General features: G+C 60.5%; 12 protein-coding genes and 2 pseudogenes. 10 read left to right on the forward strand and 4 right to left on the reverse strand.

The annotated features are described in order from the left end of the window. Positions 1-378: hypothetical protein (locus L5014_RS37720; RefSeq protein ID WP_238468955.1), on the reverse strand; the 378-nt coding region annotated here is incomplete at its 3' end. A 317-nt stretch (positions 379-695) separates the two neighbouring features. Between L5014_RS37720 and istA the strand changes: the two genes are divergently transcribed. From istA to L5014_RS37735, 3 genes are read left to right on the forward strand one after another with little or no spacing between them, the layout of a single operon-like run. Then, complete coding sequence (gene istA, locus L5014_RS37725) at positions 696-2,204, forward strand: IS21 family transposase (protein WP_238468956.1); 1,509 nt, start codon at positions 696-698, stop codon at positions 2,202-2,204. Beyond that, entirely contained in the window at positions 2,185-2,955 is a 771-nt protein-coding gene (gene istB / locus L5014_RS37730) for an IS21-like element helper ATPase IstB (protein WP_238468957.1), read from the forward strand. The genes istA and istB overlap by 20 nt, the downstream gene beginning before the upstream one ends. Continuing rightward, positions 2,952-3,173: a hypothetical protein gene (locus L5014_RS37735; protein WP_238468958.1), complete on the forward strand. Its 222-nt coding sequence runs from the start codon at positions 2,952-2,954 to the stop codon at positions 3,171-3,173. Before istB ends, L5014_RS37735 begins: the two co-directional genes overlap by 4 nt. A gap of 100 nt (positions 3,174-3,273) precedes the next feature. Here the strand turns inward: L5014_RS37735 and L5014_RS37740 are convergent. After that, a pseudogene (locus L5014_RS37740) lies at positions 3,274-3,990 on the reverse strand (IS256 family transposase); the annotation flags it as partial. Positions 3,991-4,107: 117 nt separating this feature from the next. On the opposite strand from L5014_RS37740, the pseudogene L5014_RS37745 reads away from it, so the two are divergent. From L5014_RS37745 to L5014_RS37770, 6 genes and pseudogenes are all read left to right on the forward strand, one after another. Next, positions 4,108-5,735, forward strand: a pseudogene (locus L5014_RS37745) (Tn3 family transposase); the annotation flags it as partial. 412 nt (positions 5,736-6,147) lie between these two features. Then, on the forward strand, positions 6,148-6,594 hold the full coding sequence (locus L5014_RS37750; protein ID WP_238468959.1) for a hypothetical protein: 447 nt from the start codon (positions 6,148-6,150) through the stop codon (positions 6,592-6,594). Positions 6,595-6,619: 25 nt separating this feature from the next. Further along, the gene (locus L5014_RS37755) at positions 6,620-6,883 is read left to right on the forward strand and encodes a DUF2933 domain-containing protein (RefSeq protein ID WP_420800206.1); all 264 of its coding nucleotides are present in this window, start codon (positions 6,620-6,622) and stop codon (positions 6,881-6,883) included. Then, the gene (locus tag L5014_RS37760) at positions 6,867-7,523 is read left to right on the forward strand and encodes a methyltransferase family protein (protein WP_238468961.1); all 657 of its coding nucleotides are present in this window, start codon (positions 6,867-6,869) and stop codon (positions 7,521-7,523) included. The genes L5014_RS37755 and L5014_RS37760 overlap by 17 nt, the downstream gene beginning before the upstream one ends. Positions 7,524-7,543: 20 nt before the next feature. Beyond that, entirely contained in the window at positions 7,544-9,799 is a 2,256-nt protein-coding gene (locus L5014_RS37765; RefSeq protein WP_238468962.1) for a copper-transporting P-type ATPase, read from the forward strand. A 105-nt stretch (positions 9,800-9,904) separates the two neighbouring features. Continuing rightward, complete coding sequence (locus L5014_RS37770; RefSeq protein ID WP_238468963.1) at positions 9,905-10,558, forward strand: phosphatase PAP2 family protein; 654 nt, start codon at positions 9,905-9,907, stop codon at positions 10,556-10,558. 122 nt (positions 10,559-10,680) lie between these two features. On the opposite strand, the gene L5014_RS37775 is transcribed toward L5014_RS37770, so the two are convergent. After that, positions 10,681-11,886, reverse strand: a complete 1,206-nt coding sequence (locus L5014_RS37775; RefSeq protein WP_238468964.1) for a hypothetical protein — start codon at positions 11,884-11,886, stop codon at positions 10,681-10,683. A 173-nt stretch (positions 11,887-12,059) separates the two neighbouring features. Beyond that, entirely contained in the window at positions 12,060-13,052 is a 993-nt protein-coding gene (locus tag L5014_RS37780) for a DNA-binding protein (protein ID WP_238468965.1), read from the reverse strand. Between the two features lie 287 nt (positions 13,053-13,339). On the opposite strand from L5014_RS37780, the gene L5014_RS37785 reads away from it, so the two are divergent. Continuing rightward, positions 13,340-13,491: type II toxin-antitoxin system VapB family antitoxin (locus tag L5014_RS37785; RefSeq protein WP_274389663.1), on the forward strand; the 152-nt coding region annotated here is incomplete at its 3' end.

Raw genomic sequence — 13,491 nt, forward strand, 5'->3', positions numbered from 1 at the left:
GGGAGTCGCCGGATGGTCGTTCGTCTTGCTGTCATCATGCAGGTCCTCTGCTGTGTTTGTGGGGATGTCCGCTTTAACACAGCCTGCGAGTACCAGGAAATCGTTCTTCACTTGCGCATAGGGCAGTCGTACTGCAGTCCCGAGTGCGCCGATGACGCGCGTCGGGCCAGCCTGCTCGCGGCAGGCCGCCGGTACCAGCACAGCCTGCCCGGGCGGACGAAGCACGCCGCCAGGCAGCGCCGCTATCGTCAGCGCCTGAGGGAAATGGCGCATCTTCCCTGTGTTCTCGACGCCGCTGATGCGCCGCCGGCCACGACTTCGACGACAGCGGCCAGTGCGTCGCTCATCCAGATTGCCGGCGCGAATCTGCGCGGACATTGCCATCGCTGCGAGCGCATGTGCGGGATTGTAAGCGTTGGACCACGACCGTTGAAGCGCGCCGCCAGGTGGCGCCGCTGTCGTCACTGCCAGCCGAAAGTGACGCATCACCCCTGTTCCCCGCCCGCCGCTGATGCTCTACTGGGCCCGACTTCGGCGACGGCGGCCAGTCCGCCGGGCACCACCGCGAGCGCCTCGCGCGCGTCCGGACAATGCCACTTCTGCCATTGCGCATGCGAGTTTGTACGTCATGGGTCGTTACGTCGCCGGGTCATTCGTCCGCTTCGGACTACTACTGGAATAAGGGGATTTGATCCATGACAATCAGCACGGAACTGGAGGCGAAAATATTGCGCTTCTATCACGTGGAAAAGTGGCGATGCGGCACCATCGCCCGTCAACTGCATGTGCATCGGGGCACCGTGCAGCGGGTGCTCGCTCAGGCGGGCCTGCCACGGGTGGGTGGTGTGCAGCGGGCCTCGCAGATCGAACCGTTTCTGCCGTTCATCCACGACACGCTCGGGAAGTTCCCCTCGCTCACGGCAAGCCGCCTGTACGCGATGGTGCGCGAGCGGGGCTACAAGGGAGCGCCTGACCACTTCAGGCACTTGATAGCACTCCACAGGCCGCGCCAACCTGCGGAGGCCTATCTGCGCCTGCGCACGTTGCCCGGCGAGCAGATGCAATGCGACTGGGGTCACTTCGGATACCTACAGATTGGCCGTGCACGCCGGCCCCTGATGGCCTTCGTGATGGTGCTGTCATGGTCCAGGCAGATCTGGCTGAAGTTCTTCCTTGATGCGCGCATGGACAGCTTCCTGCTCGGCCACGTAGGCGCGTTCGAGGCCTGGGGCGGGTCGGCCCGCGTCCTCCTCTACGACAACCTTAAAAGTGCCGTGCTCGAACGCCAGGGCGATGCGATTCGCTTCAATCCGCAACTGATCGAGTTTGCCAGTCATTACCGCTTCGAGCCAAGACCCGTTGCCGTAAGCAGAGGCAACGAAAAAGGTAGAGTGGAACGGGCTATTCGTTTTATACGATCCTCATTCTTTGCAGCCCGCAAGTTCACCGACATTGATGACCTGAACGCGCAGGCCGCGCAGTGGTGCAATACCGTGGCCGCTGATCGTCCGTGCCCCGATGAGCCCGACATGACCGTACGTGAGGCCTTCGAGCGGGAAAAAGGCAGCCTGCTGGCACTGCCCGACAATCCCTACGAATGCGACCTGCAGGAGCCAGTGAGCGTCGGCAAGACACCCTACGTGCGCTTCGATCTCAACGATTACACAGTGCCTTCCACGTGTGTTCGACGCACGCTCACAGTGCGTGCCGATCCACACCGAGTACGCATTCTCGACGGTGCCGATGTCGTGGCCGAGCATGAGCGCTGTTACGATCGCGGCAAGCAGGTGGAGATCCCCGCCCACATCGACGAGCTGATACAGCGCAAACGCGAAGCCCGCCATCATCGCGGTCTTGACTACCTCGCCCATGCCGTGCCGGTAGCACACACGCTGATACAGCGCGCCGCCGAAGTCGGCGGCAACATCGGCAATATCACCACGCATTTGCTGCAGCTGCTCGACCGCTACGGCGCAGTCGAACTACAGGCCGCCATCGAGGAAACGCTCGCTAGCGGCGCAGCCCCTCATCCAAACCCGGTGCGTCAGGCACTCGAGCGCCGGCGTATTGAACACCATGTGCCGCCGCCTGTATCGCTAAACCTGCCTGAACACATCCGCAGGAAGGATGCACTGGTCACGCCGCACCGCCTGGAAATCTACGATCAGCTCACGGGAGAACTCGATGACGACAAGCACAACTGATCTCCTGCAGGAGCGCGCCAGCGCACTCAGACTACACGGGTTGCTTGCCCACTGGTCCGACGTACAGGACCAGCCGTGGCTCGGGACCGTGCTGCAGTGGGAAGAGGAGGAACGCACGCGACGCTCGCTGGAGCGGCGCATCCGTGCTGCGCGCCTTGGTAGCTTCAAGTCACTGGCCGACTTCGAGTGGGACTGGCCCACGCGCTGTGACCGCGCAGCCGTCGAGGAACTGATGACGCTGGAGTTCGTGAAGGAGAAGTCCAACGCCGTGTTCATCGGCCCGAACGGAGTGGGCAAGTCGACACTCGCGCTGAACGTGGCTTACCAGGCGCTCATCCACGGCTATACGGCGCTCTTTACCACAGCCGGCAAGATGCTGGGGGACCTGGCCGCTGCCGACAGCGATGCGGCACTACGCCGGCGCCTCAGATACTACGCTTCGCCCGACCTGGTCGTGGTCGACGAAGTCGGTTACCTGGCCTACTCAAACCGCTACGCTGATCTGCTGTTCGAACTCGTAAATCGAAGATACGGTGCGGCAAGTACGCTGGTCACGACCAACAAGGCGTTCTCTGCCTGGTCGGAGGTGTTCCCGAACGCGGCGTGCGTTGTATCGCTGGTCGATCGGCTCGTGCATCGCGCCGAAGTCATACCCATCGAAGGCGAGTCGTATCGCGTCAAGGAAGCCAAGGAGCGCGCCGAGCAACGCGCGCGCAAGCGCAATGCCTCACGCCAGGAGAAAAGGCCATGAGCAGGCGCACTCCGTTGCCTTCGGGCCTGTCCTGCGGGCTGGACTTCCTGATCGACGCGAACTGGTCGCCCGAGCAGGCGTTGGCCGTGTTCGAGTTGCTTGATGATTTACGCGCGCGCATCTGGTGGCGCTATTGCGAGGAGCTTCAGGCGCTCTTGCATGAGCGGCGCTCATTGCCATCAAATGATTGCATAAACGGCATCGGCGGCGAGTTCTGAGGCTGCCTCACAGCCCTGGCGGCCGGCAACGGTCGCCAGGCATGCCCGAGTCTTTTACTCAACCTTGCGCCGCCATCTAGTGTCGCATCTACAGCACCGCCAACACCAGGAGCGGACCTGCCTGCAAGCCACGCGATTTCAGATCGAGCAGCAACTCCTGCCAGGATGCCTTCGACTCGCGATAACCGTCGCCGATTGCGACTCGTTCCTTGCGCCCATCGGGCCGCACGCCGATGATCACCAGCAGGCACTGGCCGTCTGAGTTCTCGCTGCGTAGCCCGGTGTGAATGCCGTCGACCCACCAATAGACATACCGCGACTTCGACAGGTCACGCTGGCTCCAGCTGGCGTGCTCATCGGCCCATTGCGCCTTCAGACGGCTCACCACATTGGCCGACAAGCCTTTGGCGTCCTCACCCAGCAGCACGCTCAGCGCTTCGCTCATGTCGCCCGTCGAGATGCCTTTCAGATAAAGCCACGGCAGCGCGGCACTCACACGCGGCGACTTCCGCACATACGGCGGCACAATCGAGGAATTGAACTTCACACCGGATCCTGATCGATCGCGAACCTTGGGGACCTTCACTGGAATCGGCCCGGCTGCCGTCAACACTTCTCGCTCCGGCAGATAGCCGTTGCGTACCACGGCGCGTTGTCCATGCAAGGTCTTGACGTTCTCGAATCGCTCCAGCAGCGCCGACAGCTCCGCTTCGATGGCCTGCTGAATCACTTGCCGCGCTCCGTGTCGCACCAATTCGTCCAGGCCCAGACCGACTTCCGATAGACCGACAACTGCTTTTTCCGTAAACTTGCTCATGGTGGATGGTTTGTTGTTTGCTGGTTTCCGACTTCGACAATCAGATTCTCAGCTGAAACCTCCACCGCCTTCAATCTCCCGCCTCAACTCCCCCGTACACCAGTTCCGACTTTAGCTCACGATCGAATGAAGGCGATGGTCGCCTTCGAGTGGGCCACCCTGTTCTCGTTACGGGTCGCCCTGCGCAATGGTTCCATCTTCATCGCGCACAGCTTTTCATTCCGCAGCCAGACGCACATGCTTATCCCTGCCGCAGAGTGGCTGATCAAGCGAAACAATCTGTATGGGCATCTTGGCCTGCCGCAGGATCCTCACGCGTTTCTGCGTCCTGTCCTCGAGCAGCTCGATCAGCGCCTTGCAGCGCTGGGGAAAGCAGTTGACGAAGGCACGGTACGGATCGACACGGCGGTACATCTCGATCCGTTGGACGCCCAGGCTGGAGACACAGAAGCGGATCGCCTGAGACGGGCCATCTTCGAAGCTCATCCGCCGGGTCAGTTACCCGAGATCATTCTCGAAATTGATAGCGCGACGCGGTTCAGCTGGATCCTTCTGGGACGCGAGCCTCGCTCACGGATCGAACTGCTGATGGTGTATTCGGCCATTCTGGCGCATGGCACCTCGCTGTCGGCCGCGGACATTTCCCGGATGGTTCCCGAGATTTCGCCAGCCGCCATCCGTCAGATGATGAAGCGACTTGAGGATGAACGAATGCTTCGGCTTGCGGCCGATGCTGTCCTCGAATTCATGCATGAGCATCCAGTTGCTGCCCACTGGGGCGCGCCGATCTCGCATCGTCTGACATGATGTCGCTCGAAACAACGCGTACGGTCTGGCAGGCTCGCGCTGATCCCCGGCGCCGTACCGCGTCCATCGGCATGTACACCCATGTGCTCGATCGTTGGGGCATCTTTTACGATCAGCCCATTGTGCTGAATGAGCGTCAGGCGGGCGCAGCAATCGAAGGCGTCGTTCGGCAAAGCGCGACCTCAGATATCGCCGCGCTGGCCGTTGATACGCACGGGTACACGGATTTTGCGATGGGTTTGGCACGGGCGCTTGGCTTTGATCTGTGCCCTCGCTTGTCCCATCTTCGAGACCGCCGACTTCATGTTCCCCGCCGATACGATGTCCGACCGCAACTTGCCGCGGTTACTGATCGCGATGTCAGGCTCGATCTTATCGCGGAGGTCTGGGATGAGTTCGTGAGGATCGCTGCGTCCATACGCTCCGGAAAATGCACTGCGGTCGATGCCCTCACCCGCTTTGGCTCAGCCGCGCGTGGGCAGGCCGTGTATGAAGATGGTGTTCACATCGGGCGGCTGTTCAGAAGTATTTTTCTGATCGACTATTTCACAAATACCGCATTCAGGACGGAGTTGCAGCACGTGTTGAACCGCGGTGAAGCCGTACACAATGTCCAACGTGCGATCCACGTTGGCAAGATTCCCGCTGAACTGGCACGACGTCAGGAATCACTCTCGGCGGTGTCGTCCGCACGGACACTTCTTGCGAACGTTCTTATGGCGTGGAACACCACTCACATGCAACGCGTCCTCGAAGAAATGCAGGCTGCCACAGGCCAGGCGCCCAGCTCGGAACAGTTAAGGCGAATCGCGCCGACGCATCTGGAGGGCATCAATCTGCGCGGGACCTTCAATTTTCCGGTGGCGCGGTACGCCCGGCGAATTCTTCCAAGTCTCGCGAGTGACCTGCCCGCCTCGACGACCAGTCGCCGAGCCTAGACTTTGACTCCGGCCCACTGAATCGAAGTTTCCAGACGGCGTCTGGAATATCGGCTTTTAATACCCCAAACCTGAGGCTCTCTCGGGGCAGTCAGCATGTGTTTGATTGAAAAGAGAATTTATACAGGGCCACAAGGCGAAGCCGCGCCGGGCATAGGGGCCTCTAACCGGAAAAATGCGCGGGAATCAAGGTCATACCATCTGCTGCCATTCAATTACGCCCGCTTGCAGCAGGCCAACGCGACAACTCCCTGACTGACGTCCGCCGCATCCACGCCGACGTCGCCGCTTGATTCCGAGCGCCGCGACGCGGCTACGCTCGCACCTAAACTGTCCGTATGCCGCCATGCCGTGTGCTGGAATCGGCGCTTACGATTGAAAGTGGCTATTGAGAATTCGGCTACCCGCCCCTGTGATCACGGAGAACAGAATGACTTTTCCAGAGAGGTTCGCACTTGTCGCAGCGGCATTCGTCGCTTTGCATGTCGGAACTGCGTTTGGCGCTCAAGCGACCGACGCCGCAGCTCACGAAGCGCATCACCCGGCGGCGGCCAGCGCGGCGTCCACAAAGACCAAAAAACTCGCAGGCGTTGATCAGCAGTTGAAACAGATGCAGGCGATGCACGAGAAGATGACGGCCGCGACTACGCCCGAGCAGCGCGCCGCCCTGATGGACGAACAGATGAAGTCCATGCAGAACGGCATGCACATGATGGACATGATGAAGCAGGATTCAAGCGGGATGCCGATGTCAGGCGAGAAGCACGAAATGATGGAAATGCGCCTCGACATGATGCAGATGATGATGCAGGCGATGATGGACCGTCAGTCTGCGCAGACGCCACCAACGGGCAAGTAGCCACAGCCTGCAACCGGAGATGGCGATGAACGATGCCACGCACGGCTCGCGCCCCTTCTGGAAGTCGCGTTCCGCTATTGCGTTGCTGGGGTTCGCGGCTGTCGCCCTGTTCCTGCTCTTTTCCGAGCACCGGGCGCATTTCCTTGGCGTGTTGCCATACCTTCTGCTGCTTTCGTGTCCGCTGATGCATCTCTTCATGCATCACGAACATGGACACGGGCATGGCCATGGCTCAGCGAATGAAGAACGTTCAGCGAAACGCGGAGGCGACCATGAGCAGCATCGATAACGGCTACGGACTCCGGATTCTGGTCGTCATCAACTCGCTGGTGTTCATCATCTTCGCATTCAGCTTCTTCAAACCGGCGACCAAACGCGACTGGCGCACATTCAGCGGATTTTCGGCCTTTATCGTCGCGCTCTTCGCGGAGATGTACGGATTTCCGCTCACCATCTATCTTCTGTCAGGCTGGTTGCAGACGCGTTTCCCGCAGGCAAACCTGTTCTCGCACGACTCAGGTCACATCTGGTGGATGATGACGGGCCGACACGGCGACCCGCATTTCGGGCTTTCGCACATTCTGAGCATCGTCTTCATTTTCGGCGGATTCTATCTGCTGTCGACAGCGTGGCACGTCCTGTACGAGGCACAACGCGTCGGACAGATCGCCACAACGGGCGCGTACGCAAAAGTCCGGCATCCGCAGTATGTTGCATTCGTCGTCATCATGTTTGGTTTCCTGCTGCAATGGCCGACGCTTGTCACGTTGCTGATGTTCCCGGTGCTCGTGTTCATGTACGTCAGGCTCGCAATACAGGAAGAACGCGACTCGGAAGCGCGCTTCGGGGAAGCCTGGCGAGAGTACGCATTACGCACGCCGCGCTTTATTCCGCGACTGTCAGTGGACCACACAGTCAAGGTCCATTAAGCTGAATCGGGACGCACACGATGGCTTCATCACACACGCATGTTCACGGGCACGCTCAACGAGCGAGCGTGGGTATCGACCACAAACACGGGGCTATGGACGCGGCGGACATCCCTGCGCAGGATAGCGGCGTTATCTACACCTGCCCGATGCATCCGCAAATACGCGCGTCTGCCCCCGGCTCCTGCCCCATCTGCGGTATGGCGCTTGAGCCAGTGCTTCCGGCCGGGACGCATGAGCGAAACATCGAACTGGAGTCGATGACCCGGCGCTTCTGGGTTGGGCTTGTGCTGTCGATTCCGCTGTTGATGATGACGATGGGCAAGATGATTCTGCCGTTCGACATCGATTCAGCAATCGACGGTCTGTTTTCTGGCGCCCCACACTGGATGAGGGCATCGTGGTCCCAATGCATCCAGGCTTTGCTGGCTACACCTGTCGTCGTGTGGGGCGGCTGGCCTTTCCTCGAGCGCGGATTGAAGTCGTTCGTCACGTGGAGGCTGAACATGTTCAGCCTAATCGGACTTGGCGTAGCAGTCGCTTACGTGTTTAGCCTTTTCGCGCTCTTCTTTCCCGATGTCTTGCCTCAGGCGTTCAGGCGGGACCACGAGTTGCCCCTTTATTTCGAGGCGGCTGCCGTCATCGTGACGCTGGTGCTCCTCGGACAGGTGCTCGAACTTCGCGCGCGCTCACGCACGTCTAGCGCGATACGTGACCTGCTAAAGCTTGCCCCGCACACCGCGGTGCGCATCGGACCCGACGGAGTCGAGGAGACCATTCCTCTCGAAGCGGTCGTCGTGGGCGACGCGTTGCGTGTCAAGCCCGGCTCGAAGATTCCGGTGGATGGTGTCGTGACGGAGGGTCGTTCGAGTGTCGACGAGTCGATGATTACGGGCGAATCGATTCCTGCGGAAAAGGTTGCTGGCAGCAAGGTGACGGGTGCAACGGTCAATCAGACTGGAACGTTCCTGATGCGCGCGGAGAACGTCGGCTCCGACACTCTGCTCGCGCGAATCGTTCAAATGGTCGCTGAGGCGGGCCGTTCGCGTGCTCCCATCCAGAAACTGGCTGACCAGGTGTCGGGCTGGTTCGTGCTGGCGGTCATCGGCATAGCGACCGCAGCGTTTCTCGTCTGGGCCGTCGCCGGGCCCGCTCCGGCGCTCGCGAACGCTCTGGTCGTAGCCATCAGCGTTCTCATCATTGCCTGCCCCTGCGCGCTGGGACTTGCGACACCCGTATCTATCATCGTTGGCGTCGGACGTGGTGCCCGGGAAGGCGTGCTCATCAAGGAGGCGGAAGCGCTCGAACTGATGGAAAAAGTCGACACCGTAGTTGTCGACAAGACAGGCACGCTGACGGAGGGCAAACCGCGCGTTCAGAAGGTGGTCGCAGTTAACGCTGCACGGCAATCCCGGATTCTCGGTTATGCCGCAAGCCTTGAAGGCGCCAGCGAGCATCCGCTCGCGCAAGCAATCACGACATTCGCGAAAGAAACGGGCGCAACGACATCACAGGTAGACGAGTTCGACTCGGTGCCGGGCAAGGGTGTAACCGGAAACATCGGCGGACACGCAGTATCACTGGGTAACGCTCGACTGATGGCTGACCTGGGCATTGATTGTGCGTTCGTGGAGCGGGACACGGACCGCTTGCGCGAAGCCGGGCAGACCGTCATGTATCTCGCGATTGACGGCGACCTGGCCGGCTATATCGGTGTTGCCGACCCTGTCAAAGGCACCACGCCTGAGGCTGTTCAGCAGTTGAAGGCGTCCGGTGTCCGGATTGTGATGCTGACGGGCGACAACGAGGTCACGGCTCGCGCGGTCGCAAGTTCGCTCGCTCTCGATGACGTCAAGGCCGGAGTTCTGCCAGAAGACAAATACAGGCACGTCCAGGAGTTGCAGCAGAGCGGACGAATTGTGGCAATGGCTGGCGATGGGGTGAACGATGCGCCCGCCCTCGCTCAGGCGAATGTGGGCATTGCGATGGGAACGGGCACTGATGTCGCGATGAATAGCGCACGCATCGTGCTCGTGAAAGGCGACCTTCGGGGTATCGCGCGTGCTCGCTCAATGAGCGTGGCGACGATGAAGAACATTCGCCAGAACCTGTTCTTCGCGTTTGCCTATAACGCCATTGGAATACCCATTGCGGCAGGGGTACTTTATCCGTGGCTCGGCATCGTGTTGAGTCCGATTATTGCGAGCGCCGCGATGGCACTGAGTTCGGTTTCGGTGATTGGAAACGCTCTCCGGCTGCGAGGCGTCCGCACCTGAATCGTTACCCCTCCAACGCGTGAGGTAGAGAGCCACGTGCTAGCAGCGCGAATGGCCATCCAATGCTGTTTGCCGATATGAAGGTTCCAGATGGAGTTGCCAGGCATGCTATTCAGCAAGTTGTTGCGACGGCGTTCCCACAAGGCCCCAAAGGCTGAAGACAGCAACAGACTGGATTGGCGATTTGTACTTCGCCGTACCGGTTCCGCAAAGTTATTGGCGGCCGTCGTTCTGGTCCTTGGGGGCATCTGGCTATTTCTGGGTATTCTCGAAGACGTTATCAGCGAGGACCCCTTGGTCTCCTTCGACCGGCTGCTTCACGATGGTCTGCGGGGGCTTCATATTCCCCTTTTCGACCATGTGATGGTGGCAGTTTCGGAGCTTGGCGATGCAGCCGTAACGCTACCCGTGTTTCTGGCCGTGCTTGTCGTGCTGCTGTTTCGTCGCGAATGGCGTACCGCCGGCTATTGGCTTGTTGCCGTGGTCACGGCTGGGGCGTCTGTCAAATTGTTCAAATTTGCTGTTCAGCGGTTACGGCCAGTGTCAATCTACGATGGCATTGAGAGCTATTCTTTCCCCAGTAGCCACGCGGCATTGAGTATTGTGGTTTATGGCTTCCTTGCCTACCTCCTCTGTCGCAGGCGCGGGAGGGAGGCGCGGCTCAGGATTGCACTGTTGACCGGCGCGTTGATAGTGCTGATTTCGTTTTCGCGCCTGTACCTGGGGGGCGAACAAGGTAAGCACAATTTCCTATCATAGGCGTCCAAGTTATTATGACTTGGGCAAATCGCCGAAAATTGGCATATATGCCGGGCGTCCCATCTGGGCTCAGAGTTAATCCCAGATTTGCGGAAATGATGCAGCAGGTCAGGCCAGGGAGGCTAAGACTTGGGTTGCCACAAATACCCCGCTTTTTCCAGCCGGGCAAGCCAGGCTCCCCGCTTGCCATGACTCGACATCAATTGCGCCAGACGACGCCGGAATACGGCATCCCGCCTGGCGTTTTCATACGCTTCGGCGAGATCCTGCAACTTCTGGAATGCCTGATCGTAGGCGCTGCCCGTTGTGCGTCGCAGTTGTGCATCGATGCTTGACCACGCCGTGTCTTCCTGCTCGAGAAGTGATGTGAGGTACCGTGTGCGTTCCTCACGACGACGGGCCTCCGCCGCCTGGCGTGCTTCCTGCTCCCTGCTTTCACGGATGGCACGATGAGAGGCGACCCTTGATTCGATTTCGGATATTCGACGGCGCCCGGGCAAATTCAATTGCTTTGCATTCCTACCCTTCTCCCATTTGAGAAAAGCATTTCGAAGCGTTCGCTCCGCTTCACGGCTGCGTCCCTGTAGCAGCATGCGCAGTTTCGCCCGCATTTCCTCAGCCGGCAATTCGCGTAACCAGGGATCAAAGCGACTGTCTTCGCTCACGCTCGATTCTGGGGCCAATAATGACGGGCTGGCCTCGGCGGCGGCGGCGAGCCAATCCGCATCCAGCATCAGAAACTCGGCCAGTGCTACCTGTGCGGGCGTCAGCGCCTGTAATCCCGCAGGCACCGGCGGTTCGATTTCGTCATCGTGTAGTTCATCATTCCCGAGTCGGGCAAGCCACCCAAGATAAAGCGGGCGAGCATCGCCGCCGAGCAGCTCGTCGCGTACTGGCAGCAGGCGCGTCATCCATCCCGCACCATCCATCTCCTCCGAGAAGCGGGCGTGTTCGCCCGAGTCATCGTTGAACGACCAGTCGAGGAGGCACCAGTCATCGACGTCCATGGCCTCGAACGCTTTCTCGAAACGGGAGCGCCTCTTTCGTCCAGCCTTGACGTAATCGCGGATGGTCGCCGCGTCAAACGTCCCGCGCGGCAGGCGAAGCAGCAGGCGGCAGCTCCCCCAGTTGGAGGAGTAGACGTGGGCATCGAAATATTGCTGTACCCACTCGAGCGGGTCGCCCTTGAGGTTTCCCCAGTGATATTCGTTGACGAAGCTCGCGGCGGTGATCGTGGCCCGCGTGGAGAAACTGCGCAACTCCGCCTGCTGGGTCGCCGTAAGCAGCTGGTCGACGCATGCAAACTCGTAGTATTGGTATTCGCTCATGCCAGATTCCCGTAGCGAAGCGCATGGAAGAGAAGAAGGTGAATGTGCTGGTGCGCAACCCGGCAGAGCCATGAAACTCCGGGCCGACGCGAAAGCCGGAATGCTTCATGGCAAGCGCCGAAAGGCGTGCGCGTTGCCATTGTGATGTCCTTTCGGCACGCGATGCGGCGCTTTCAGCCCGCCGCATCCGCGCCGCCCAGCCGCATCCGGTAGTCCACCAGGAGCTGCTGCTGTGCTTCGAGCTGCGCGGCCAGCTTCGTGAGGTCCGCGCGGAGCGCGTCGCGAGCCTCGCGTACCTGGAGCAGCTCGGCTGCCCGCGCATCGGCTGCCGAGTGCGCTGCATCGCGCTCGGCCTCGGCGCGCGCCCGATCGGTGAGCGCACGATTGAGGGCGGACTGCAGCGCCTCGCCATGTGCCTGCTGATCGCGTGCGAGCCTGGTCGTGGCCGTTGCTTCTGCGACGAGCCGCGCGTTGTCCCGGTTCAGCTGGGTGATCTCGTTCTGCCGGACGATGGCCGTCTGGTTCGCCTGGCGTAGCTCAGCCTGCACCTGCTGGACCTGCTGCTCATGTCGGTGCGCTTCCTGTTCGCGCTGCTCGCGCGCGGCCGTACGGAAGTGCTCAAGGGCATCACGCGCATGCACGAGCTTGGCCTCAAGCGACAGGCGGAAGCCTTCCTGCTCGGCAAGGCGCTCGGTCTGGTCGCATACCTGCTGGGTGAGCCGCTCGACGTCCAGGTCGCGCTGATGCAGCGCCACGCGAGCCCCGGCGTGCGCTTCCTGCTCCACGGAAAGGGCGGCGGTCGCGCCAGAGAGCTGCTCCCGCACCGTGGCCAGCTCAGCGCCGAGCCTTGCGATTTCGGACTGCGCCTGCTGGCGCTGCGCGGCCGCAGCGGTGGCCTGCTGGTCGACGAGGGCTTGTGCTTCTTCATGCAGGCGGGCCGCGAGCCGGGCCACCAGATCCTGGATCGCGTCCGAGAGCGACCCGGCGCGTGTGAGTGACGCGCCCTCATCTTCCTCCAGTTCCTTCAGGTACCGGTGGATCGTGGTTTTCGAGCCCGTGTTGCCGAGCGCGATACGTATCGCGTCGATCGATGTGTGCTGCCCCTGCGCGAGCAACGCCTCGCGGGCGCGCTTTACGTCCATGCGCGTAAGACCGGTGCGGGCCATCTGCTTCCTCGCTCGAATATCGTACTGTAATACGTACCATGTATATACGTATCATTGCATGCAGTCAAGGGCGGCCTATGTGGGCATTACTGGCCTGCGATAAAGGAGGATTATCCAGTGTGATGGTCCGAATCCGGCTTGTTCCGCCCCACAACCGGTACGAAATATGGAAATTGACGATCTCCGGGGGATTGCTGGTCAAATTGGGATGTCGCAACCCGGAGCGTGGACCACAAGCGTTTGATGTGTATAATTCAATTGTTTTATACACATTTACGAGGCGCGCCATGCGTACCAATATCGAGATCGACGACCGGTTGATGGCCGAAGCGCTTGCCGCAACGGGCATCCGGACCAAACGTGAAGCGGTCGAGCTTGGCCTGAAAACGATCATCCGGCTCAAGCAGCAGGAGCAGATTCGCCAGTTCCGCGGCAAATT

It is taken from the genome of Paraburkholderia tagetis (assembly GCF_022213065.1).
Taxonomy (GTDB): domain Bacteria; phylum Pseudomonadota; class Gammaproteobacteria; order Burkholderiales; family Burkholderiaceae; genus Paraburkholderia; species Paraburkholderia tagetis.

Coding starts and splice junctions, on each gene's coding strand:
- istA (WP_238468956.1), top strand. CDS start 696: ATGACAATCAGCACGGAACTGGAGGCGAAAATATTGCGCTTCTATCAC.
- istB (WP_238468957.1), top strand. CDS start 2,185: ATGACGACAAGCACAACTGATCTCCTGCAGGAGCGCGCCAGCGCACTC.
- L5014_RS37735 (WP_238468958.1), top strand. CDS start 2,952: ATGAGCAGGCGCACTCCGTTGCCTTCGGGCCTGTCCTGCGGGCTGGAC.
- L5014_RS37755 (WP_420800206.1), top strand. CDS start 6,620: ATGAACGATGCCACGCACGGCTCGCGCCCCTTCTGGAAGTCGCGTTCC.
- L5014_RS37760 (WP_238468961.1), top strand. CDS start 6,867: ATGAGCAGCATCGATAACGGCTACGGACTCCGGATTCTGGTCGTCATC.
- L5014_RS37765 (WP_238468962.1), top strand. CDS start 7,544: ATGGCTTCATCACACACGCATGTTCACGGGCACGCTCAACGAGCGAGC.
- L5014_RS37770 (WP_238468963.1), top strand. CDS start 9,905: ATGCTATTCAGCAAGTTGTTGCGACGGCGTTCCCACAAGGCCCCAAAG.
- L5014_RS37775 (WP_238468964.1), bottom strand. CDS start 11,886: ATGAGCGAATACCAATACTACGAGTTTGCATGCGTCGACCAGCTGCTT.
- L5014_RS37780 (WP_238468965.1), bottom strand. CDS start 13,052: ATGGCCCGCACCGGTCTTACGCGCATGGACGTAAAGCGCGCCCGCGAG.